At 46.5% G+C, this 23092-nt stretch carries 22 protein-coding genes; 12 read left to right on the top strand and 10 right to left on the bottom strand.

The genetic code is table 11. The features are described 5' to 3' along the window. Positions 1-17: 17 nt before the first annotated feature. Both BC351_RS24800 and BC351_RS24805 read right to left on the bottom strand, forming a co-directional pair. Positions 18-926, bottom strand: a complete 909-nt coding sequence (locus BC351_RS24800) for a carbohydrate ABC transporter permease (RefSeq protein ID WP_079416049.1) — start codon at positions 924-926, stop codon at positions 18-20. A 68-nt stretch (positions 927-994) separates the two neighbouring features. Continuing rightward, a complete protein-coding gene (locus tag BC351_RS24805; RefSeq protein ID WP_079416051.1) occupies positions 995-2359 on the bottom strand; it encodes an ABC transporter substrate-binding protein in 1365 nt (454 codons plus the stop codon). Positions 2360-2901: 542 nt separating this feature from the next. On the opposite strand from BC351_RS24805, the gene BC351_RS24810 reads away from it, so the two are divergent. The 4 genes from BC351_RS24810 to arsC all read left to right on the top strand — a co-directional run bounded on the left by BC351_RS24810 (position 2902) and on the right by arsC (position 5911). Beyond that, positions 2902-3618, top strand: coding sequence for a GntR family transcriptional regulator (locus tag BC351_RS24810; RefSeq protein ID WP_079416053.1), 717 nt, complete (start codon positions 2902-2904; stop codon positions 3616-3618). Positions 3619-3831: 213 nt separating this feature from the next. Next, positions 3832-4155 carry an ArsR/SmtB family transcription factor gene (locus BC351_RS24815; RefSeq protein ID WP_079416055.1) on the top strand — a complete coding sequence of 108 codons (324 nt, stop codon included), beginning with the start codon at positions 3832-3834 and terminating at the stop codon, positions 4153-4155. A 9-nt stretch (positions 4156-4164) separates the two neighbouring features. Then, positions 4165-5460: an arsenic transporter gene (locus BC351_RS24820; RefSeq protein ID WP_079416057.1), complete on the top strand. Its 1296-nt coding sequence runs from the start codon at positions 4165-4167 to the stop codon at positions 5458-5460. 28 nt (positions 5461-5488) lie between these two features. After that, on the top strand, positions 5489-5911 hold the full coding sequence (gene arsC / locus BC351_RS24825; RefSeq protein ID WP_079416059.1) for an arsenate reductase (thioredoxin): 423 nt from the start codon (positions 5489-5491) through the stop codon (positions 5909-5911). A gap of 82 nt (positions 5912-5993) precedes the next feature. On the opposite strand, the gene BC351_RS24830 is transcribed toward arsC, so the two are convergent. Next, complete coding sequence (locus tag BC351_RS24830; RefSeq protein ID WP_079416111.1) at positions 5994-7271, bottom strand: adenylosuccinate synthase; 1278 nt, start codon at positions 7269-7271, stop codon at positions 5994-5996. 123 nt (positions 7272-7394) lie between these two features. On the opposite strand from BC351_RS24830, the gene BC351_RS24835 reads away from it, so the two are divergent. Beyond that, positions 7395-8288: a LysR family transcriptional regulator gene (locus tag BC351_RS24835; protein ID WP_079416061.1), complete on the top strand. Its 894-nt coding sequence runs from the start codon at positions 7395-7397 to the stop codon at positions 8286-8288. Between the two features lie 103 nt (positions 8289-8391). On the opposite strand, the gene BC351_RS24840 is transcribed toward BC351_RS24835, so the two are convergent. The 5 genes from BC351_RS24840 to BC351_RS24860 all read right to left on the bottom strand — a co-directional run bounded on the left by BC351_RS24840 (position 8392) and on the right by BC351_RS24860 (position 12935). Beyond that, the gene (locus BC351_RS24840; RefSeq protein WP_079416063.1) at positions 8392-9168 is read right to left on the bottom strand and encodes an anti-sigma factor; all 777 of its coding nucleotides are present in this window, start codon (positions 9166-9168) and stop codon (positions 8392-8394) included. 4 nt (positions 9169-9172) lie between these two features. Beyond that, positions 9173-9739: an RNA polymerase sigma factor gene (locus BC351_RS24845; protein WP_079416065.1), complete on the bottom strand. Its 567-nt coding sequence runs from the start codon at positions 9737-9739 to the stop codon at positions 9173-9175. A gap of 154 nt (positions 9740-9893) precedes the next feature. Next, positions 9894-11576, bottom strand: coding sequence for a hypothetical protein (locus BC351_RS24850; RefSeq protein ID WP_079416067.1), 1683 nt, complete (start codon positions 11574-11576; stop codon positions 9894-9896). A 29-nt stretch (positions 11577-11605) separates the two neighbouring features. Further along, positions 11606-11824: hypothetical protein (locus BC351_RS42975; RefSeq protein ID WP_208629846.1), on the bottom strand; the 219-nt coding region annotated here is incomplete at its 5' end. A 514-nt stretch (positions 11825-12338) separates the two neighbouring features. Next, positions 12339-12935 (bottom strand): nitroreductase family protein, encoded by a 597-nt coding sequence (locus BC351_RS24860; RefSeq protein WP_144028519.1) that lies wholly within the window; start codon positions 12933-12935, stop codon positions 12339-12341. A 224-nt stretch (positions 12936-13159) separates the two neighbouring features. Here BC351_RS24860 and ligD point away from each other — a divergent pair, with 224 nt between their 5' ends. Further along, positions 13160-14044, top strand: coding sequence for a non-homologous end-joining DNA ligase (gene ligD, locus BC351_RS24865; protein WP_079416073.1), 885 nt, complete (start codon positions 13160-13162; stop codon positions 14042-14044). Positions 14045-14063: 19 nt separating this feature from the next. Here ligD and cls read toward each other — a convergent pair whose 3' ends face one another. Beyond that, positions 14064-15491 (bottom strand): cardiolipin synthase, encoded by a 1428-nt coding sequence (gene cls, locus BC351_RS24870; protein ID WP_079416075.1) that lies wholly within the window; start codon positions 15489-15491, stop codon positions 14064-14066. Positions 15492-15716: 225 nt separating this feature from the next. On the opposite strand from cls, the gene BC351_RS24875 reads away from it, so the two are divergent. The 4 genes from BC351_RS24875 to BC351_RS24890 are packed head-to-tail and all read left to right on the top strand — an operon-like array spanning position 15717 to position 20183. After that, positions 15717-17393, top strand: coding sequence for a spore germination protein (locus BC351_RS24875; RefSeq protein ID WP_244209165.1), 1677 nt, complete (start codon positions 15717-15719; stop codon positions 17391-17393). Continuing rightward, positions 17380-18552 (top strand): Ger(x)C family spore germination protein, encoded by a 1173-nt coding sequence (locus BC351_RS24880; protein ID WP_158082220.1) that lies wholly within the window; start codon positions 17380-17382, stop codon positions 18550-18552. Before BC351_RS24875 ends, BC351_RS24880 begins: the two co-directional genes overlap by 14 nt. A 9-nt stretch (positions 18553-18561) precedes the next feature. Continuing rightward, a complete protein-coding gene (locus BC351_RS24885) occupies positions 18562-18792 on the top strand; it encodes a hypothetical protein (RefSeq protein WP_079416079.1) in 231 nt (76 codons plus the stop codon). 20 nt (positions 18793-18812) lie between these two features. Continuing rightward, on the top strand, positions 18813-20183 hold the full coding sequence (locus tag BC351_RS24890; RefSeq protein WP_079416081.1) for a GerAB/ArcD/ProY family transporter: 1371 nt from the start codon (positions 18813-18815) through the stop codon (positions 20181-20183). A 74-nt stretch (positions 20184-20257) separates the two neighbouring features. Here the strand turns inward: BC351_RS24890 and BC351_RS24895 are convergent, their stop codons facing one another. Next, positions 20258-21349, bottom strand: coding sequence for a ParM/StbA family protein (locus BC351_RS24895; RefSeq protein WP_079416083.1), 1092 nt, complete (start codon positions 21347-21349; stop codon positions 20258-20260). A 194-nt stretch (positions 21350-21543) separates the two neighbouring features. Here BC351_RS24895 and BC351_RS24900 point away from each other — a divergent pair, with 194 nt between their 5' ends. Both BC351_RS24900 and BC351_RS24905 read left to right on the top strand, forming a co-directional pair. Beyond that, the gene (locus BC351_RS24900) at positions 21544-22569 is read left to right on the top strand and encodes a M23 family metallopeptidase (protein WP_079416085.1); all 1026 of its coding nucleotides are present in this window, start codon (positions 21544-21546) and stop codon (positions 22567-22569) included. A gap of 4 nt (positions 22570-22573) precedes the next feature. Continuing rightward, positions 22574-23026 carry a bactofilin family protein gene (locus BC351_RS24905; RefSeq protein ID WP_079416087.1) on the top strand — a complete coding sequence of 151 codons (453 nt, stop codon included), beginning with the start codon at positions 22574-22576 and terminating at the stop codon, positions 23024-23026. Positions 23027-23092 lie beyond the last annotated feature (66 nt).

The raw sequence follows: 23092 nt of genomic DNA on the forward strand, positions 1-23092 counted from the left end.
CTTTCACCTCCGAGCAGCTAGTCTTCTTTTTTATTCAGCAAACGTATATAAATGATAGCCAGTATAAGAATGACGATCGAAGTCATCCACGCCATGGCCGATGCCTTTCCGAGAAAGAAATAGCGAAATGCATTATTAAAGGTTAAGTAAGAAACGGAAGTGGTCGCATCTCCGGTGAAAACCGTCAGTACATCGTATACTTTAAAAGCACCCATTGTCCGCAGGACGAGAGCCATCATTAATGAAGGGATAAGTTGCGGAATAGTAATAGAACGAATTTTCTTCCAGAAGCCTGCTCCATCAAGCATTGCCGCTTCGTATAAATCAGAGGAAATAGACTGCAGTCCCGCTAGTAAAATAATCGTAATAAAAGGCGTCATTTTCCAAACGTCTGCAAGGACGACGAAATAAATCAAATGACTGGAATCAGCCAGCCAAACCGGATTCACATCCGGAGCAAGGAGATGAAGCTGGTGCAAGATTACCGTTAAGCCCCCGTAATTAGGCGTTAGGATCCATTGCCACGTCAGACCGTTAACCAACGTCAACAATGCCCAAGGGATAATGATAATCGCTCTAAAAAACGATCTTCCCTTAAAAGTCTGATTCAGCAGGAGTGCGCTAACAAAGCCAAAAAACAGTTCCAACACAACGGATAATAATGTGAATATTAGCGTTCGATTCATCGAAATTTGGAAATCGGCGCTTTTCAGAACATCCAAATAGTTTTTGAACCCGACAAAATAAGAGCCTGAGCCGTCCATCGGATTGTAATGATAGAAGCTCCAAACGACTGTTTGATAGACAGGAAAAACAAATGTTTTTACTAGTAAATACGCAGTAGGCAAAATGAATAAAAGCGCCAATAGCACGTTTTTCTGATCATGATTTAACGCCTTTTTTTTGCTGTTGAAGGTTTTATTCATAGATCCTCCCTATGGAGAATTGTACGGGCAGCCCTCTCTCAGAGAGCACGCCCGCTCAATCTCGTTTATCATTTTGTAGATTCAGCAATCGCTTTCTCGATTTTCTGAGCAGCATCATTCAATGCGTCTTCCGGTGTCTTTTTGCCTAATAGTGCCTCATGCAGATCTGCTGCCAAAATGTCGGACCAGTTGACATAACCAGGTGCATTCGGACGATCGTGGCCGTATTTATATTGTTCAGAAATTTTTCCAATCGTTTTGGTCGAATCCGCCGCGATAAGCTCTGGATCTGTGTACAAGCTTTGCAGAACCGGATATTGCCCTTCAATTTTAAACTCGTCCAGTTGATATTCTTTTTCGCCAACCCATTTCAGGAAAGCCAAAGCTGCCTGCTTGTGCTTGCTGCTCTTCATTAGAGCTAAGCCCTCAGAGCCTGTTACAGCGGAAGAAACGACATTTCCTTGACCAGGCATTAATCCGACGTCCGTCTTATTCACCACATTGGATTTGGCCGGGTCATTCAAATCCGGATAACGGCCCTCCCAAGCGCTGATCATCGCCAGCTTGCCAGCCGAGAATGCACGCGTAACATCTTCTTCTGACCACTGGAGACTTGCAGGATCAACGGTTTTATCTTTATTAAGGATATCAACCATATATTTAAGCGCGTCTAGAGCGCCGCCTTTATTGAAGGATGGCTTGCCGTCTTTATCGAAGAATTGACCGCCAAACGCATAGGCCAAGCTGACATAATCCGTAATTAAAGCCTCGGACTGTTTCCAAGACCAACCCGATGCATAGATGCCATTAGCCGTAAGTTTCTTGGAAGCCTCGCGGAACTCGTCATACGTTTTGGGAGCATGATCGATGCCTGCTTTGGTCAAAAGCTCCTTGTTCCAGTAGAAATGCTTCGTTCCGGAATACCAAGGCATAGCCACGAGATGTCCATTATAGGAAACTGAACTAAGGGACGATTGCGTAAATTGACTTTGTACTTCTTTAGGAACGACATTCGTTAAGTCTTCAGCCAGATTTCCTTTGAAAAATTGTCCCGCCCATATCGTATCCATTTCCACAACATCAAGATCTGCGGAGTTCGACATCGCGGAGATCGTGATTTTGGAATATAAGGAGTTATAGTCGACACCCATAATATTAACTTTAATTCCCGTCTTATCCGTGAATTTCTTCACCATATCGACACGTGGACTTTCTGCGCCCTTGGATACCGCCCAAAGCACATTAATCTCTTGACCCTTCAACGAGGCATCGCTCGTTTTGCTCCAATCCAGCACGTTCGCAGCCTGTGTGGCTCCGCCATTCCCTTTGTCTGTACTTTTGGCAGGAGTTCCAGCATCAGGTGTACCCGAACAACCAGCCAGCAGCACCAAACTCATCGCAGTAACCGTCAACACTTTCCATTCTTTCTTCATACGTACACCTCCGAATGTTATTATTGCCCATTTTGATTTCTAATCGGTAAATGACAAGGAAAAACACTAAACGGCGATGAGCACTTCCCTCGACCAACACAAATTCACTAAATTCATATTGTTGTTATTACAAATTTACCCAGTATGCTTCTCTAATTTTGAAGTTCCCCCCGAAATTTTTTCTCAGCAGCCTTGAAATCTTGATATAAATCGGTATAATTCATATCGTTGTAGTAACAAATTTAGATACAAATTTTCTTGTAATTTGGCTGCCTTGATAAATCGAGTATAGTATGGTTCGAAAAATGTGTCAACAATAATCACATAAATTATTTTATGAAAATAATGAAAACGGTGTCTTTACTGGTTTTTTTGAGTTAATGTCATGTTTCATAACATTAACACCTCTTATTTCATGGATATATGCCTGAATCACGATAAATGATCCATTTTTAACAATTTCTTTAAATCATATTGTTGTTGTAACAAATATCATGGTATGATATGAACAATACGTTTATATTCGGAGGTTATTCTTCATCATGAAAAAAGATGGCATTGCGCTTTATTATACAGTCAAGGAAAAGCTTCACGAAATGATTGAAGATGGGAACTACGCGCCAGGGCAGCAGTTGCCGACAGAATCAGATCTTTGCGAGAAATTCGGCGTAAGCCGCACGACGATTCGACTGGCATTAAATCAACTCAAATTAGAGGGACACATTTATCAAATCCAAGGTAAAGGCACTTTTGTCTCTTTACCCAAAATCGAGCAATCGGTCGCTCCCTATCGCAGCTTCAAAGAGCATTTAAAAGGCCGCGGCCAACAAATTGAAACAAAGGTGGTCGAACTTACCGTCGTTTCTGCGGACAAGCGTCTCGCCAAAAAGCTGCAAATCTCTGAGCAGGATGCCGTCTTCCGGCTTGAGCGAATTCGCTATGCAGATGGTCTTCCCTTGCTGTTCTCCATCACCTATATTCCCTGGAAGGTTACCCCAGGACTTACGAAGGAAGAGTGCTCTGGTTCGCTGTATGAATTAATTAGAAACAAATTCTCCATCCAGCTGTCGCATTGCGCAGAATCCATCGAACCCATTTTACTCGATGAGACCATCTCAAAGCATTTGGATGCCCCCATTGGCGCACCTACCTTTCTGCTAAATACAGTTACGTACTCGACGGATAATATCCCCGTAGAATATTCACATGAAATATTCAGAGGAGACCGTGCGAAGTTTACCTTCGAGCGCAAGCTTTAATGGATTGAACGACAAAAAGCCCTTACGCAGGGCTTTTTGTCGTATATCGGGGGCAGAGAGATGGCAGGCTCGGCTGACATTTGCGCAGATGACCTGCGAATAAATATTTTTACAAATTCTCAACTTTTATATATAATCAAATAATTATATACTAATCACATATCCAAGCTGGCACAAACACTTTCATTCTATTTATATAAAGGAGGAAAAAGTTTGATAGAAATCGAGAAGTTATCGGATGTCTGCAAGCTGCTCGGGGATAAAATGAGACTGACGATTCTTTCCCTTCTGCAGGAACGCGAGCTATGCGTTTATGAGCTTGTTGAGATTCTGCAAACGAGTCAACCCAATGTGAGTCAGCATATGCGAAAGCTCAAAGATGGCGGTTTGGTGAAAGAAGCCAAGAAAGGCCAATGGGTATTTTATTCGCTGAATATTGGTGATAAACCATATTTGCATGAGTTATTTCAACACCTCCCTTCCAAGAAGAAGGAAGTGGATGCAGTTTCATGTGAAAAGCTTAATTGTTGCGACTAGGAGGAAGTCATGGTTTTTTTAGCAATCAGTATTTTCTTGCTTACACTCTTTTTTGTCATCTGGCAGCCCAAAGGCTTAAGTATCGGATGGTCTGCTTCAGCAGGTGCCATTCTCGCCCTTCTTTGCCAGGTTGTTAGTCTTCAAGATGTTGTTACGGTAACAGGCATCGTTTGGAATGCTACCTTGGCTTTTGTGGGAATCATCCTGATCTCCCTCATCCTCGACAGCATAGGATTCTTCGAATGGGCAGCTTTGCATATGGCACGTCTGGCCAAAGGAAACGGCAAAGTCATGTTCGTCTATGTCGTTCTGCTCGGGGCAGCCGTTTCAGCCCTTTTCGCGAATGATGGCGCTGCGCTGATTCTGACTCCCATCGTCCTAGCTATGGCGAGAGCGTTAAAATTGCCCAATCCGATGATCCTTCCGTTCATTATGGCTAGCGGGTTTATTGCAGATACAGCGTCTCTTCCATTCACAGTGAGCAACTTGGTGAACATCGTATCGGCTGACTTTTTCGGGATTGATTTTGCTACGTATGCGAGCCGAATGGTTGTTACCAGTCTCTTCTCCCTCATTGCAAGCTTACTAGTTCTATTTGTCTATTTCAGGAAAGATATCCCTTCCCAGTTCGAAGTTTCTGAGCTGAAACGTCCAGCAGACGCCATCAAAGATGTGCAGCTTTTCCGCTTGTCATGGTTAATTCTGATTATCCTGTTAGCTGCGTATTTCATTAGTGGTTTTATTAAAATCCCGGTTTCATTCATTGCCTTGACCGCGGCCTTTTTCTTCATTCTCATCGCCCGCTCCAGCAAAGCCATTGAAACGAAAAAGATTATCAAAGATGCGCCCTGGACGGTCGTCATTTTCTCCATTGGCATGTACGTTGTCGTATATGGCTTGAAAAACGCCGGTTTAACGGACGTTCTCGGAGAATTGATTACTTACATTTCTGGAAAAGGGCTCTTTGCAGCCACCGTAGGCATGGGCTTCATCGCGGCGATTCTCTCCTCGGTCATGAACAACCTGCCGACTGTTTTAATTGATGCTTTGGCCATCCAAGGCACGCAGGCAGAAGGTGTTTTACGTGAAGCCCTCATTTACGCCAATGTTATCGGCTCGGATTTGGGACCCAAAATCACTCCGATCGGCTCGCTTGCGACCTTGTTATGGCTGCATGTTTTGTCCAAAAAAGGCTTAAAAATCACGTGGGGCGCTTATTTTAAAATGGGTATCGTGCTTACGGTTCCTACTTTGTTTATTACATTAGTCGGCTTGTATATATGGTTGCTGATAGTTTCATCATGATTCGATAATTCGATAAGGGGATGTTCATATGAACAAAAAAGTTGTCTATTTTCTTTGCACAGGAAATTCATGCCGGAGTCAAATAGCAGATGGGTATTTAAAAGCTTTGGGCAGTGATAAATACGAAGTAAAAAGTGCGGGTCTGGAAGCCCATGGTTTAAATCCCAGAGCTGTTGCCGCGATGAAGGAAGATGGCCTTGATATTTCACACCATACTTCGGACGTCATTAACCCTGAGATTCTAAGCCAAGCCGATTACATCATTACATTATGCGGTCATGCCAGCGACAACTGTCCTGTTGTCCATAATGCCAAGGCAGAACGTTGGCACTGGGGCTTTGACGATCCTGCCAAGGCCGTGGGAACAGAAGAACAAATTACCGCACAGTTCAGAGAAGTCCGCGATGCCATTAAGCGGCGAATCGAACAATTTGTTAACGAAGGCAACTAGCTATTATTAGATGGAAGACATATCGCCATGAGGCCCTTGATCGTTTTCATAAATCAGGGGCCTTAAGTTTGTCTAAGCCTCATTACCGTTCAATAATTTGCTCACGCTTAGGCCCTACGGAGATCCAACGAATAGGTGCTTGAATTAATTTTTCTATGGTGAGCACGTAATTCTGAGCTGCAATCGGGAGATTCGCAAACGTGCGAATATGAGAAATATCGCATTTCCAACCTGGCATGCTTTCATATACAGGCTCTGCCTGCTTTAACCGAGAGGTTGAAGAAAACTCTGTACTGAGCTCATTGCCGATCCGATAAGCAGTACATATTGGAATTTCCTCCAAATATCCGAGGACATCCAAGTTTGTCAAAGCAACCTCCGTAGCCCCTTGTACCTGACAGCCATACTTGGTCGCAACAGCATCAAACCAGCCTACTCGTCTTGGCCTTCCGGTTGTTACCCCATATTCTCCCGCGTCCCCGCCACGCTTGCGAAGCTCAGAAGCCTCGTCTGTCATAATTTCAGATACAAATGGCCCTTCGCCAACACAACTGGAATACGCCTTCGTAACGGCTACAATTTTATTGATGGCGTACGGCGGTACACCAGCCCCAACTGCTGCAAATCCAGCCAATGTAGAGGATGAAGTTGTATACGGGTAGGTACCATGATCGGGGTCACGCAATGCTCCTAACTGCCCTTCAACGAGGATAGATTGCCCTTTGGACAATGCTTCCTGCAACAAAACGGTTGTATCGCATACATAAGGTTTGATGAAGGCAGCCTGCTCCTGCAATTGTTCCATTAACTGGTCAACATGGAGAGGCGACTTTTTATATAGATGCGTCAGTAAGATATTTTTCGAAGCCAATGCCATGTTTAATTTAGCTCTCAGCAGATTTTCATCAAATAATTCAGATACTTGAATCCCAAGCTTTGCATATTTATCCGCATAAAATGGGGCTATTCCCTGCTTCGTTGATCCAAACTTGCTGGTCCCTAAGCGCTCCTCCTCCAACTCATCAAATAGGATGTGATATGGAAGTACGACTTGTGCACGATCTGAGATGCATACTTTAGGTTCGTGTATCCCTCTTTTGACTAATTCCTGAAGCTCCATCTTGAACTTATTCATATTTAAAGCAACACCAGGTCCAATGACGTTCGTGGTTTCCGGATAAAAAACACCGGATGGCAGCAAGTGCAAAGTAAACTTTCCAAACTCATTAATAATCGTATGGCCTGCGTTGCTGCCTCCCTGATACCTGACAACAAACTGAGAATGAACAGCAAGCACATCCGTCAGCTTCCCTTTGCCTTCGTCTCCCCAATTTGCTCCTACAATAGCTGTAATCGTCATCATCAAGCACCATCCTCTGTTGAAATAACTTCCCATAACCAAGTATAATTTCAATTAAATCATAAATAAAATTAATATTAGTAATATCATATATTAGTTAAAATAATACCTTGGAGGCGGATCATGATTCACAATATGGAACTTTATCAAGTCTTCTATATCACCGCCAAAGCTGGAAGCCTCTCCAAAGCGGCCGAAGAACTCTTCGTTACACAGCCAGCTGTAACTCATTCCATCAAGCAGTTGGAAGCTAAACTTGGCGGCCAGTTATTTGTACGTACAGCTCGAGGAGTTACCTTAACGACAGAGGGACGCGAGCTTTTTACCTACGTCGAACAGGCTTATCATTTCATTCAGAATGGCGAACGAATAATTACGGAGATGCATCAACTGACGCATGGCGAAGTACGAATTGGCGCTGGCGACACCCTTTGCAAACATTTTCTGCTGCCGCACCTCAAACAATTTCATGAAGCATTCCCGAAAATAAAAATTCAAGTGACCAACCGAACGACCACCGAGACCATAGCTTTATTAAAAGAGGGGAAAATTGACCTCGGTATCGTGAATCTGCCCTGTTCGGACTCTCAAATCATGATCCAAGAAAGCGTAAGCATCCAGGATTGTTTCCTTGCCGGCGACATGTTCAAGCATCTTGCGAAAACGCCTATTCCGCTCGAACAACTGCTAGAGCAGCCCTTGATATTGCTTGAAAAAGGCAGCAGTACCCGCGCTTATTTGGATCATTTCGCCGAAATGAACGGTTTATCCATCAAGCCTGAGATTGAGCTCGGCAGCGTTGATTTGTTGATCGAATTTGCCAGAAATGGATTCGGCATAGCCTGCGCAACCAAAGAATTCGTTAGACAAGAGCTGCTGGAAGACGCTCTGCACGAAATCCAATTAACAACGCCCTTGCCCGCCAGAAAAGTGGGGATTATTACATTAAAAAGCACACCGCTTTCTGCTTCTGCCAATCATCTGTTTGAGACCTTGAAAGGAATAAACAGGCTCTAGCGGATGTGCAAGATCATTCAAAGGCAAAAAGCCCTAGAATCCCCGCTTGGGGGTTCTAGGGCTTTCTTGAGCCAACTTTTTTCAGCACCTACCCTGCAGGATCCTACGAGGTTCCCAAAATCTTTTTGCCACGAGGCTGCAAACCATTCGCATCCGGCTCAAGCGTCACACCGAAGGAATCTATTTGAAAATCTTTTACTTTCACAGGGATACTGTACGTTAGCACGCCTGTACCTTGCTCATCTACACGGAGCGTTCCGCAATTGTACCTTTTACCGCTTCGATTGAACCATACTTGATAGGTCCAATCCCCTTGTGTCTCCTTGAGGCCTTGTAGATTAATGACTACATTGTGCGTATCGCCGTTTTGCAGTACATAAGCGGTGCCCCAGGCCGAAGGCATTGAGCTTTCCACCGATTTCAGTTGGAAAGTACGTACGATCTCTGCTGGCTGCTGCAAGCCGGGATTAGCCCAATTGGCTGTTTTTGTTTGCTGCTCGTTCCACCAAATGCCTGCGGCGAGCCCCAAAATCATGGCAGCAGCCACGCCATAAACCCATTTATATGAACGCGTTGTCTTCTGGATTCGCATCGGCTTGATCTGCATTTTAGACTCATCATCTTCAGCTTCCGAACTCCCGCTTTCAGACGGGCTCTGAATAATGGACTGCATCACTTGCTGTTTCAAATCCAAAGGAACTTCCACTTCTTCCATTTCAAAAGGCAGTGCCTGCCATACTTCCTGCAATTCACTCAGCTCTTCCCGGCACGTGACACAAGTTCGCAGATGCCGTTCGAAAGCCGCGCGTTCCCATTCTGTACAGTCACCTGTCAAATAATTAATCAGGTAACTGCAGTCTACCGTCTCATGTTCTTTCATAACGTCATCCCTCCCTCACTGATGTCAGATGCTTCCGAAGTATTTTCAAACATTGATGCAGCCGGCTCTTAATTGTCCCCAGCGGTTCGTTCGTCTGCGCCGCAATTTCGCTCAGCGAATAGCCCTGCCAATACATCATGTCGATTAATTGAATTTGGCTTTCCGAAAGATGCACATAAGCCTCATGAATTTGCTCCCCTATCCACTTACGCGACATGATCGATTCTGGATCAGGATCCTCGGAAACAAGTTCATTTTCCCACTCATGGGGCTCAAAACGAATCACTTGCTCAAGCCTGCGCTTCTTCCGCAAATAATCAATCGTCATATTACGAGTCACCGTAATTATCCAATTCACAAAGGCACCTTTGCCATCGTCGTAGCCTTTTTCCGTCGTCCACAGCCTCGTATAAACTAGCTGGACAATTTCTCTGGCAGCCTGCTCTTCCTTCATCGACTTCAACGCAAATGAATAGACAAGCTTGGCATAGCGGTCATAGAGTTCTTCCAAAGCCAGATGGTCTTTCCCCATGACGAGCTTCATCAGCTCTCCATCTGTTCGATTGCGCATAGTTGGAACACCCCGAGTCGAAATAAAGTTTATTATCTTCTACCTTATCTCTGGCAAGATGTCTTGGCAATAGATTAATAGAAAAAGAGCGCCCCGGCACAGCTGAACGCATCAGCAGGTCGGAGCGCGGTCAATACAGTCAATGAGCTATGCCTTATCTCGCTGTAATTTTGGCAGGATCTAGGACGAACCAGACTTTCCCTACATTTTGCCCCGTAGTATCGCCAGGGTTATGATCTTTGATCCAGTAATAGAGCGGCCAGCCTTTATAAGTGCTTTGTTTAGTTCCGTCATTCCGCGTGAGGACCCCGAAATCGCTAGCAGCAAGATCTCCCGAAACGGTAAGGTGCTCGTCGTAGAAGATCGGCCAGTTCACCAAACATGGACCCACGCAAGCGTTGGGATCATTTTGATCTTTGGTAAACAAATACAAAGTCATTCCGTTCTCATCGACCAAATACGTGCCCAGCGCATCGGATTTACTCGTTTTTACAGAAGAATCAACCGCTTTCGTTCCCGCAAATTTGGCTGGATCTACTACATACCAAACATGACCAACATCCTGCCCCGTGGTATCTCCCATCTTCGTGTCATCCACCCAATAATAGAGAGGAAAACCTTTGTAAGTCGTTTGCAAGCTGCCATCTGCCCGTACGATCGTCCCAAAATCACTTGAATTAACGCCAGTTGGAGCTGCAATCCCAGGAGAGTAAAAAACAGGCCATTTCTCCAAGCATTTGCCGGAACAGTTGCTGACACCCTTCGTATCTTTATCATAATAATAGAGCGCTCTGCCGCTTGCATCCGTCAAGTAATTGCCTAGATCAGTTTTGGTGCCTATCGCCACACCGCCATTGGAAGGTTTAATAACGAACCAGGTTTTACCTACGTTATCCCCTGTGGTATCACCGCTTTTTTGATCTTTGATGAAATAATACAAAGGCCAGCCCTTGTAAGTTACCTGCTGTTTGCCATCCGTACGTGTCAAAGCTTGGAAATCCGCTGAGCTGAAGCCCGCAGGAACTGTGAAATCACTCGCACTATATATGGGCCAGTTCGCCAAGCATTGCCCTGCACAAGAGTTAGCATCCGCCACATCCTTGGTAAAATAGTAAAGCGTCATCCCTTTGTCATCGGCGAGATAGCTGCCGAGCGTCGTGCTTTGCAGCAGTTGAAGCGCTGGTTTTGCAAGAACACCCAGCTTGTTTGCGCTGATTTTGCCCTTCTCAGACAGATCGGCTGCCAGCGTCTTCGTGGTCCCTTTGATCGGCGCTTTCAGAGCTTCCAGCGTTGCTGTTGCGATATGTAGATTCTTGAATTGTTTCACATCTGCGATTTTGGACAAGCCATTCTTCGCGGCAAAAGAAACAACGCTGTCGTATTCGAAATCCTTGCCTTGTGAGTAACCAAGCGTTTCCAACAATACTTTGTAGTACTGTTGAGCTGTTATAGCAGCTAGTGGTTCGAACTTATCATCACCAGCTCCCTGCCAGCCTAAAGCGGGATGTTCTTTCAGATAGCTAAGAATAGCTTGATTCCAACTGGACACGCTGTCCGCGTCCTTAAAGTTAGTAGCCCCCTTAAAGGCTACGGCTTCAGTTTCCAGCCCTTTTAACCTTAGAGACATCACGGCCGCTTGCAATCTGGTCGTTGGTTTGTTCAGATAATCTGCGGTCAGCCCGCTGCCATCGCCTTGAAGAATCCCCAGATCAGCTGCAATATCTGTTTCAGATTTCACCTTCAAAGGTTCAGCTGCCATTGCAGAGAGCACCGTCACTCCGGTCATCACGCCTACTAATACGAGGGAAGATACGATTACTTTTTTCACATTGACCATACTCGATTACTCCTCCTTACATTTGATACTTAAGGAAACGATGAGGAGTGGCGAGCGGTTTGATGGTTGATTTTTTTCTTTTGGGGCTGGCTGCGACGGGGGGCAGGGCTGGTTGAGACGGCGGTTTGGATCAGATCGGGCAGCGGAAGCCGCCCGTCGAAATCCGAGACGGCCTTTTTGGCTGGCTCAGCCAGCGAAAGCCGCCCACCCACCTCCGAGACTGCCTTTTCGGCAGGCTCTCGGGCTTTNCCTCCGAGACTGCCTTTTCGGCAGGCTCGTGGGCTTTTCTTGCGGGCTTCGCAGCTTTTCGGCAGCGAGACGGCCTTTTTGGCTGGCTCAGCCAGCGAAAGCCGATCACCCCCTCTGAGACTGCCTTTTCGGCAGGCTTGCGGGCTTTTCTTGCGGGTTTCGCAGCTTTACAGCAGCGAGACGGCCTTTTTGGCTGGCTCAGCCAGCGAAAGCCGCCCATCCACCTCCGAGACTGCCTTTTCGGCAGGCTCGTGGGCTTTTCTTGCGGGCTTCGCAGCTTTTCGGCAGCGAGACGGCCTTTTTGGCTGGCTCAGCCAGCGAAAGCCGCCCATCCACCTCCGAGACTGCCTTTTCGGCAGGCTCGCGGGCTTTTCTTGCGGGCTTCGCAGCTTTTCGGCAGGCTCAGCTTCTTTTCCCGACGCTTATCCATGCCTTACGCTAAGCAAAAAAGCCCTCTCCAACGTCAATCGACGTTTGGAGAGGACTTTCTATAAGCTGAATGAAGCTTATTTTTTATTGAAAAAATTTCACGCGAGCTTCCAGCGGTTGGAACTCTTTGTCCCCTGGAGTAAAGGTTGGTTTGCCGAAAGGCATTTGGGCAATCAGCTTCCACTCACTTGGAAGGTTCCACGTTTGGGCAACTTCTTCATTGATCAGCGGGTTGTAGTGCTGCAAGGATGCACCTAGACCTTCTTGCTCCAGCGCTGTCCAAATGACGAATTGCAGCATGCCTGAGGATTGGTTGGACCAGATCGGGAAGTTATCTGCGTAAGCTGCGAACTGAGCTTGCAACTGCTCAACAACGGTTTGATCTTCGAAGAACAGCACGGTACCGTAGCCGCTTCCGAAGCTGTTGATTCTTTCTTCCGTTGGTGCGAAGTTTTCGGCTGGCACGATTTTTCTCAAAGTTTCTTTGGTGATGTTCCACAATTTATCGGATTGCTCGCCGAATAGAACGACCACTCGCGCGCTTTGTGAATTGAAGGATGAAGGGGTATATTTCACAGCCTCGTTCACAATCTCTTGAATGCGTTCATTCGAAACGACCACATCTTTGCTTAGTCCATAAAACGTACGTCTTTCTTTTACTGCTGATAAAAAGTTGCTCATATAAGTTCTCCTCCGCTTTCCACTGTGGAATGTAATTATATTACTAAAAGGCATTACCACTCATTTGATACGTTACTAACTATTTGTTATTAACTTTTATTATTATCGTATTAATTTTGCGATTTGTCAATCCATTTACACGAACAAAATATGTAAAACTTATGTTTGGGAAATCATCCGACAGGGAATAATCGGGAGAACATCACTCTCAGGAGGAGATTCCCATGCCGGTCTCGACCAAAGGTACGCTGAACGTGGAAGGACACGAGCTGACCATCACCAATCCCAGCAAACTTTTATGGCCTGAAATAGGGATCACCAAGGCGGATTATATCGCCAAATTAACCGAGCTCGCCCCTTATTTGCTGCGCTATTGCCGCGATCGTCACCTGACGACCATCCGATTCCCCAATGGCTACGATCAGAAGTCTTTCTATCAGAAAAATGCCCCCAATCCCGTGCCTGATTTCGTGAAGCTGGCACCGCTGGATGGCATCGATTATGTCAATCTGGATTCACTGTCTACACTCCTCTGGCTGGGAAATTTGGCCTCTCTGGAGTTCCATCCTTCCTTTCACCGTATCGGCGAAACACTGCCAATGGAATGGCTCATTGATATTGACCCCACATTGGAAGAAGAGCCGCGCATCATGGAGGCTGCGCACATTATTGGCGAGGTGCTGGATTCGCTGCGCATTCAATCAATTCCCAAAACATCAGGAGCCACCGGCGTCCAGATTTATATCCCGATTCAACACGGCTACACGTTCGAGCAGCTGCGGAAGATTGGCTATTTTATCGCTGCCTACGTGGTCAAGAGGTATCCGAACCTGTTCACCATCGAACGCTTCAAGAAGAATCGCGGGGATAAAATCTACATCGACTACCTCCAGCATTGGTATGGAAAAACACTTTCCGCTCCCTATACACCACGCGCCCGAAAAGACGCTCCCGTCTCGACCCCGCTTCTATGGAAGGAGGTTGAGCTGCGTCCAAGTCCTCGTGAATTTAATCTTTTAACGGTTTTAGACCGTTTGAGAGCGTACGGCGACCTGATTGAACGGGTTCCCCCACAAAATCTGGACGCGATTTTAAATCAATTAACTTAGTCGCCCTATACAGAACTACCTAAAACAAAGGGGAAAGCAAGCGAGCTATAATTTCTTTCCCCTTCTCCAAACGCGACCGCTGCTCGAACTCCGCCAACTTCAACTCCTTGGATTCTTTCAAATCCATGAAAAAGTCATCTTCCAACCGCTCAATGATAGCTGTATCAAACATCACGGCATTGATTTCAAAATTACTAAAAAAGCTGCGCATGTCCACATTCGCGGTGCCTACCGTAGCCATTAGGTGATCGATGATCATGACCTTGGCATGAATGAATCCTTTTCGATATAAATAGAATTGAACTCCTGCTTGCATAAGCTCTAATAAATAAGAACGCGATGCATATTGAACAATCCGCGAGTCGGCCTTATACGGCAGAATGATACGAACGTCCACACCGCTGATAACGGCTGTTTTGAGTGCCATTGTAATGCTTGGATCTGGTATGAAATAAGGTGTCGTCATATACACCCGCTTCTTAGCTGCAACAATCCCTGCGAAAAACATCTCCTGAATCGCATCCCAATGCGCATCCGGGCCACTCGAAATCACCTGCGCCAGAGAAGCCTTAGGCTCATTATGTTCTGGGAACATGGTGCTATCCATCAAACGCTCCCCGCTGACAAACAACCAATCCGTCATAAACGTTTGCTGCAAATAATAAACAGAATCCCCGTACAGCTTCAAATGCGTATCTCGCCAAAAGCCCAGCTTAGGGTCCGCTCCAAGATATTCATTCCCGATATTGATTCCGCCAAGGAAACCAACTAAACCATCTATGACAATGATTTTACGATGATTGCGATAGTTCATACGCTTGTCGAAGAAGGCAATTAGCGGCCGTAGAAAAGGGTGGATACCTACGCCAGCTTGTTTGAATTTGTTGATATAGGCCTTAGAAAGCGAGTAGCTGCCTACCCCGTCATAAATCACTCTGACTTGGACACCTTGTTTGGCTTTGCGAATCAGGGCGTCTTGAAACTTCAAGCCAATTTCATCATCTCTAATCGTATAAAATTCAAAATGAATGTGCTTTTGGGCCACTTCAATAGCCTGCAGCATAGCTTCATAAGTAACATCCGCATTCGTTAAGACTTCAGTCCGATTACGCATCGTGATAGGTGAACCCGGGATGTTATACAAAAGTCCGCAAAGCCGCGTATCCTCGAACAGCTCGTATTTCCCCTTGCCAAACACCGCATCAGAGCCATTGGAACCCATCCATTGATGCTTCATCTCGGACATTTTGCGGCGCCCTTTGCGGCGTACCATTTTGCGCTGGGAATATTCCTTCGCCATAAAGTAATACATGATGAAGCCAATGATTGGAAAAATAAACAGGACGAGCAGCCATGCTACCGTCTTCGCTGGTCGTTTGTATTCACCGATCAGAATTGTCGCGGTTTGAAAGATGAAAAGCAGAAGTATAATGACAACCCACACCATGACTCCTCATCCCTCCATCCATCTGCCCAAAAAACCAGCAAATTCCTTGTCCAGATAGCTTTTGCCAAGGGCTTCCCATCTATACCTTTCGCTTGATTCAAGAGCTATGCTTGAGACGATTAATTAAATTTTTCCAACTTTCGTAATAAAATCCTTCATTTCGAGAAAAATAATAAACGCATTCCTATGATCTTCATCCGCTACCCGGCAGGAGGTGCCCATCGCATGGTCAAAACATCCCAACAATTGATGAAAAATATCCTGCGTAAACGCACATCAGACAAGCCCGATGAGAATGGAGAATCACCTTCTCTTCGTGACTCGTTAGACTACCATTTCATTGAAGAATTGAAAAAAACGAAGTTATCGCTCCTGCTCGATGAAAACCATGAGTTCATTAAAGCCATGTTTCAAGACTGCTCGGACGTCGTCGTTCGTGAATTTCAGATCGAGCCCAATATCCCGTCGCTGCTGCTCTTCGTTGACGGACTGACGAACACCCAGCTGCTCAACGATACTATGAAATCGTTGATGCTTCTGGGCGGCGGTGAAACCGCCATTGAGCGTATCGCGAGCACGATACTGCCTGTATCGCAAACACAGATCTCCGATAACTATGGAGATCTGCTCGTATCCGTTCTGGGCGGCGATGCCGCCCTGCTTGTGGAAGGCAACGCCAAAGCGATCCTGCTCGGCATCCGCGGGACAGAAAAACGCACCGTTGGCGAGCCGGAGACGGAAACCGTTGTGCGCGGACCGAAGGAAGGGTTCGTGGAAAGCATTCGCACGAACACCTCGATGATCCGCCGCAAGCTTAAGACGCCTCGCCTGAAGATGAAGTCCATGAGCGTCGGCAAAGAGAGCAACACCAATCTCGTCATATGTTATCTCGACGACCTGGCAATGCCCTCCTTGATTGAAGAAGTGGTCAAGCGGATTGAACTCATCAAGATCGATGCCATTCTGGAATCCGGCATGATTGAAGAGCTGATTCAGGACAATGCTTTCTCACCTTTTCCGCAAATGCAATATACCGAACGCCCCGACGTTGTTGCCGGTGCGCTGCTGCAAGGGCGGGTCGCCATCCTGACGGACGGCACCCCTTTTGCACTCATTGTCCCGTTCGTGTTTATACAAATCATGCAAACGAGCGAAGATTACTATGAGCGATTTCAAATTGGGACTCTGCTGCGCATGCTTCGTTACGTCTTCCTTTTTCTATCGCTAACGACGCCTGCCTTATACGTAGCGATCACTACGTACCATCAAGATCTGCTGCCGACGACCTTGATGCTAAGCGTTGCCGCCTCGAGAGAAGCTATCCCATTCCCTGCTGCGGTTGAAGCCTTCATTATGGAAATCACCTTCGAAGCGCTGCGAGAAGCTGGCATACGGCTTCCCAAAGCTGTAGGTTCCGCCGTGTCCATCCTTGGTGCCCTTGTCGTTGGTCAAGCGGCTGTACAAGCGGGGATTGTTTCTGCACCGATGGTTATCGTTGTATCCATTACCGGTATCGCTTCTTTCACAATCCCGCGCTTTAATGGGGCGATTGCCGTTCGGATGCTCCGTTTTCCAATTCTGTTGGCAGGCTCGCTGTTTGGCTTCTATGGCATCTTTTTCTCCTTGATGATCTTGCTTGGGCATATGGCGAATTTGCGGTCCTTCGGAGTGCCTTATCTATCCCCGCTCGGACCGCTGTCAGCAGGAGATATGAAAGACGTTTTCATAAGAGCTCCTTGGTGGCAAATGGAGAAGCGTCCCGAATTCATGGACACTCAAGACGTGCAGCGGATGGATAATAAGCTTCCTCAACAGATCAAGAAGGATGGAGGCTTAGACGGCAGTTCCATTATTCATGAACACAAAGCCAGCGAGGAGGGCCAGCAGAATGGGAAATCCTAAACATCAGCTTCTGCTCGCCTTAACCATTACCCTAATGAGCGTATGCTTGACCGGATGCTGGGACCGAACAGAAACGAATGACATTGCTTTCATCCTCACATCCTCCGTAGATATTGAAGATGACGGCAAATATCGGCTTTCTTATATGCTTCCCCTTCCCGGCTCCATGGGCGGGGCTAGCGGAGGCGGGGGCGGGACGGCAGGAGGCAAAAGCTATTATATTGACTCGGAAGTTGGGACTACACTGCGCGAAGCGAGCAATAGGCTGCAGATGCGCATGTCTCGTCGTATCTTCCTATCCCATCGGCGAACCATCGTGATTGGAGAGAAATTTGCCAAGAAAGGCATCGGCATCTTGTTCGATTCGGTCCCCCGTTCTCCGGAAAGCCGGATGACTGCCTTCCTCGTAGTCACCAAGGGCAAGGGATATGATCTGCTCAATACGGAGCCTAAATTCGAACGATTTCCAGCTGAAGCCATTCGGGAGCTAACGAAATCACACCAAGCTATCGGAACTTCGACCAAAGATATCGGCATGACACTGAGCTTTGGCAGCGACCCTATCTTAAGCTATTTCGAACCCAAGGAAGGACAAGTCGCCAAAGAGCCTTCCCATGAAATCCAAATGATCGGCTATGGACAATTCAAGGGGGACCGTTTGGTTGGCATCTATCGAAAACAGGAGGCTAACGGGCTTTTGTGGCTAAAAAATCAAGTGAAGGAGCATTTGCTGACTTTCGCAGTAGAGCAGGACAAAGATATCTCTATCCAGGTAACGAATGGGCACACGCAAATCATCCCCAAACTGAAAGACGATCAAGTGACTTTCCAAATCGTGGTGGACGCCATCGGAATCGTTCGAGAAGATCACGCCAATTTGGATCTTAACAAGGCCGACATCCTCCACAAGGTGGAACGGAAATTCGCCGAACAAGTCAAGCTGTCTATCCAAGACACCGTTAAGCAAATGCAGAAAGAAGGAACAGATTCCGCGCAGCTTGGTTTAGTCGTATGGCGGAGTCAGCCCAATGCTTGGAGAAATCGGCTGGAAGCCAAATGGGAGGAGATTTTTAAGGAAGCCGAATTTACAATTACCGTCCATGCTTCCATACCCGATACTGGCTTGATTAACCAAAATGTGATTAAAGAAGGGATGTAAGATGACCTCATGAATAGCATTTTCATGCTCAGTTTTGTTTTCACCTTCGTAGCTTCCTTACTAATCGATCGCAGGATGTTACAGCAAGAAAAGAAAAGCGTAACGATGACCTACGGGGTCTTTATGCTGCTAAGCGTCGTTCTGTTCGTCAGCAAATACATGCATTGGCCTATCCATATGCCTTCCCGCTTCTTTATTCATACGGTTTCTCCCTGGTTCATTAGAATTATGGGCATCTAAGGAAAGAGGCGACGTTCCCCATGGATAGAAAACAAGTGATCAACCAGCGTCAGCTTTCCTGGATAGCTTCTTCCGTTATTACGAGCGGAGGCATTCTTACCTTGCAAAATGTACTGATCCGCATCAGCCAAATGGATGCTTGGTACAGTTACTTGCTATCCGTGTTTTATGTCTTCGGAGTGGCCAGCTTCTTTGGTTATTTGACCAAAACCTTTCCTGAAAGAAATATTTTTGAAATCTCCAAGGAGCTGTTGGGCCAATGGGGTGGAACCATCATCAATCTCATAATCTTGTTTCACTTTTGGCAAATTGTAACCCGGGACATCTCGGCGGTATCGAGGTTCAGTTCTACTCTGCTGCTGCATAACACGCCCTTAGAAGTATTAATCTTGCTTACCTGCTTCCTGCTCATTTATTTCGGCAAAAGCAGTGTAGAAGTCATAGCGCGTGTGAATGACCTGTTCTATCCGCTTTTTGTCATTACCATTTTGATCATGCCGCTGCTGCTGTCCAATGAATTTTATTTCCGGCTTGTGACGCCTGCCATGACCATGCCCTTGCAGCACGTAGCCACAAGCAGTTTCCTAACCATCGGCAGCGCCGGCGATATCTTCATCCTTGGTGCGTTTCTTCATATGATGTACAACGCTAATCAAGTCCGCTCGTCCATACGCCATGGTTCATTGCTGGGGATATTTCTGCTCACCTATCTCATTTTTGCCATACTCGTCGTTCTTGGACCCAAAATGCCGGGCAATTTCATCTACCCCACTTACAATTTAGTGCAAATGATCCATGTCACCGACTTTCTCGATCGGGTTGATATCATTATGCTCATGGTTTGGTACCCAACGGTCACTTGCAAAATTATCGCTATTTATATGGCGCTTCTCTTAGGCATCAGTTCTCTCCTGAATAAGCGCAACTACCCAACAATTAATAAGCCCGTCTCTTTGCTCATGGCACTCACCACTTACTTATCTTTCAAAAGCTCAACGGAGCTGTTGGACTTCTCCAACTACTGTTCGCCGATCATCGTACTCGCTTACCAGCCTTTGGTGATTGGCCTGCTGCTGTTGGCTTCTATCCGAAAGCAACGTCGCAATCCAGCTAAAGTTTCCACCTCAGCAGCGGATACAAACCCAGTAACGAAACCCACGCAAAAGGTGCCCAAACTCAGCCAACGCCTGTCGTATCGACAATGGCTCTGGAGTGGCAATGCCTTAATGGTGTTCTCTGCTATTTGCCTGCTGTTCGGGCTTATGTTCAGCAAATACCACCCTGCGATCGGAACGATCTGCGCAATTGGTTTTGCCTGTGGGTTATTTCTAACCAGTTTGACAACTTATATGGAGGTGAGTCTACTGAAGCAAGCTGAAGCCGGCAAATGATGACCGAATGTCAGGTGTGCATAGGAATGCAAAAAAGCACCCGTCTTTGGACAGGTGCCATAATAAGCTGGACGTTAGACAGACACAGTCTGACTTAGTCTGCTTTTGGCCACTTTCAGATAGCCATACATATTCAGGAATTCGCTTTCGCCCGCAAAACGCAGCTTCAGTGAGCCTGCCGCTTCTTGAATATAAGGCTTTAAAGCAGACGCGCCTCCACCAATTACATAGAAGCATTGAATGTCTGGATATTTGCGCCAGCGTTTCTTAATCATTTCGATCATGCGCAAAGCGGCGCGGCGGAAATGTTGATCAACGATGGGACGAATGTCGACTTGACCCTCTCCCAGCAGTTGAATCGTGAATTCCCGATTCTTGACTCGTTGTACCAGCTTAGCCCGGCTTGGAAATACATATCCGTAGGCATCTTCAACGTCGCGAATGACCGCATCCAGATATGTGGCAACGCCAATTTGCTCACCATGACTGAAATGATTGTCAATGGCCATCCGTTTGATAACTGGGAAATCGGTTGTCAGCGCACCGATTTCACAAACGCCGATGCAGCCGTTGTAAATCTCTTCATCCTTGACCAGCAAGCTGTCGTGCGTGGCCAAATGGAACATAGCGGCAGCACCTTCAATCGAAACAGCCACTTTGCGAATGGATACTTTGATCTTGCGGTTATGGAAATGAGGCGTGGACAGGAAAGTCACTTCATGCTCACCGAGAAGCCTTTGTTCGAATTGCTGACTATACTTGGCGAATGCCCTTACTGGCAGCCCCGTACCTAACGTGTACTCCACTTCGTCCATGCTGCCATATCCCGTGTTAAACGCTTGTCCCGCCAGAGCTTGATAAGCCAGCGCCGTAAGCGCCACGATTAAGGACTGATCAGAACTAGCCTTATTATCTGTATCTTCAAGCTCGAGGTTGTCTTCGTGCTCCAAAGCCAGCTGTCCGACGAAATAACGCTGATTTCTTTGGGATAAAGAAGGGCTGTATATCATAACATCCAATGCTTTCCAAGGAGAATCTTCTTCTTGCAAAATATGTCTTTCGTACCCAGGGGCAATAATATTCGGAATGACTAACGGTTCTCTAGACCCATCTAACACCAACTTAATACTATCGTTCCCAATATCAATTCCTGCAAGCTTAATCATGCATGCCTCCACTCCGAATCTGCTATTTCCTGTATTTGTTAAGTAGATTCGATTATATCCGACAGGATTCCTTCCTACTTTCGACTCATTTTAACTAGGACTCGTAGGTATTAGGAAGGTTTTTATCGGATAATGACGAATGTTGTAGATGAACTTTGCCAAATTCAACCATGACAGGAGATAAGTAAGCCTTTATGAAGCTCAAATGGAAAGCCAAAAAGCTGACGCTGGTTATCATACCAGATGCCAATCAATCGGTCGTCAGGTTTCGAATTCCCCATTTATTTGCTTACATTGCCGCAGCATGCTTTGCGTTGCTGCTGCTGATTACGACGATTACCTATGTTTTGCATTCACATACCCTGAAACAAGCCAGCGAGCTGCAATCCAAACTCACTGGAGCCAACCAACAATGGAGCGCAACACTCACTTCCAAAGACAAGGCGATCGAGCAGCTCCAAAATGAAGTGATCCAACTTTCTCAGCAAGCCGAGCAAATGAAAACACAAGTCGAAGAAATGAAAAAGTTCGAAGATGACCTCAAGACCATCGCAGGTCTTGACTTGAATACAACAGGCAAAGCCGTTGCCAGCACTGAGTCTGGCGCCGTAAGCGGACCTCCGGATGAAACCACTCTGGATGCAGTAAGCGGAATAGGCGGCGGTCCTAATCCGGCCTCACAGGAAGACATTATTGAGCTCGGCGAGAGAACGCTTGCCTCCTTTACCGTTCTCAACAGTGAAGTGAAAGAACTTCAAACCAGTTTAACGGAAACCAAACAAAAGGTGGCGGACAAGCAGCATTTGCTCCAAATCACCCCAACCTTGTGGCCCACAACAACGAAGCTTGTGACCTCGACGTTTGGTTACCGCACAGATCCGTTCACCCATCGTCCAAGCTTTCATTCCGGCATCGATTTTGGTGCTAAAGCGAACGACCCGGTTTATGCCACTGCAGACGGAAAGGTCGTCAGCACAGGTACCGATATTTATCATGGCAACAATATCGTAATCGAGCATTCCAAGGGACTCCGTACTTGGTATATGCATTTAAATAAAATTATGGTGAACAAGGGCGACACCATTGTAAAAGGAAATCAAATCGGACTTGTCGGCTCTACCGGCCGCAGCACAGGTCCTCATCTACACTATGAAGTACTCAAAAATGGAGAAAGCATTGACCCCAAACCATATCTCAAAGCGATGCGAAAGGATGAATAATCACATGTTTAAAAACAAAAAGAACTTAATGAATCCCAATACGACCGATACCCTGATAGGTGAAGGAACCACCTTCGAAGGCCGTATTAAATCAGAAGCCAGCCTTCGCATTGAAGGCGGCATCACGGGCGATATCGATTGCGCCGGAGACGTTATTATCGGCGAGCGCGGCATCGTGAAATCGAATATTTCAGCCAGAGATGTTGTCCTCGCAGGCAGCGTTCAAGGCAATGTCACCACCAAGGGCAAGCTGACGATAACTGCGACAGGATCACTCCATGGCAACATCAACGCAGCTTCCTTCATCATTGAAGAAGGCGGACTTTTCCAAGGAAACAGCAAAATGGAGACGAAAACAGTGACAGCTGCCCCACATCACAATGGCGATCAAGATAACGGGCTCAAGCCCGCTTCCGCAGCTAATGGCGCATTTAAAGGCAACACAGTTGCGATGTAAGTCAGCGCCGCCCTAGGAGTTGTTTCCCGAGCGTGGTATAATAGTTGGAAATTCATTTCTAACAAT

Origin of the sequence: Paenibacillus ferrarius (assembly GCF_002027705.1) — a bacterium.
Lineage (GTDB): Bacteria > Bacillota > Bacilli > Paenibacillales > NBRC-103111 > Paenibacillus_E > Paenibacillus_E ferrarius.